Source organism: Vibrio sp. 1641 (assembly GCF_033339995.1).
GTDB classification, from domain to species: Bacteria; Pseudomonadota; Gammaproteobacteria; order Enterobacterales; family Vibrionaceae; genus Vibrio; species Vibrio alginolyticus.
On record NZ_JAWOVP010000141.1, the window covers coordinates 1 to 747 of the forward strand.

The following is a 747-nucleotide window of genomic DNA, read 5'->3' on the forward strand; positions in this document are numbered from 1 at the left end:
GCTACTATTGCTTGCTAATTCATGTTGATACAGGGCGCATGCTAGGAACGATTTCTTTCAGCAGTATGAGTCGTTTTCCATTTTATAGCTGTAACGTTGGCTATTCCTTGGCGAAAGAGGCACAAGGTCACGGCTATATGCGTCGTGGGTTAAAAATGGCATGCGACTACATGTTTAACGTGCAAAAAATGCATCGTATCCAAGCCGGCTATATGCCTCATAACAAACGCAGTGAAGCTGTGCTAGAGTTTGTCGGGTTTAGCAAAGAAGGTTACGCAAAAGATTACCTTTTGATCAATGGTGAATGGCAAGATCATGTGCTGACATCATTAACTAACCCTCATTGGCAGCAAGAAGGGCGCTAATATGGATCGATTAGAAAAGCAGTTAGCATTACTCATTGAACTTGATAAGCTCAAAAGCGTATTGCGTCGTACTCGGGTGAAAAGCGCCGAAGGTCGTCTTGAAAACAGCGGTGAGCACAGTTGGCACGTCGCATTGATGGCAGTATTAATGGAAGAGCACGCAAATGCGCCAGTCGATATCTGTCGAGTGATGAAAATGCTATTGATACATGACGTTGTTGAGATCGACGCAGGCGACACGTTTGTTTATGATACTGCAGCTTCAAAAGAGCAAGCAGAAAAAGAAATAAAAGCCGCTGAACGCTTATTTGGTATGTTACCAACAGATCAAGGGCAAGAATTATTAGCGCTTTGGCAAGAATTTGAAGCCGCGCAGAGTGAT

General features: G+C 43.8%; 2 protein-coding genes. Both read left to right on the top strand.

The window, feature by feature from the left end; translation table 11 throughout:
- Positions 1-365: GNAT family N-acetyltransferase (locus R7Z47_RS24680; protein ID WP_318130742.1), on the top strand; the 365-nt coding region annotated here is incomplete at its 5' end.
- A 1-nt stretch (position 366) separates the two neighbouring features.
- The coding region (locus R7Z47_RS24685; protein WP_318130743.1) for an HD domain-containing protein at positions 367-747 on the top strand (381 nt) is incomplete at its 3' end.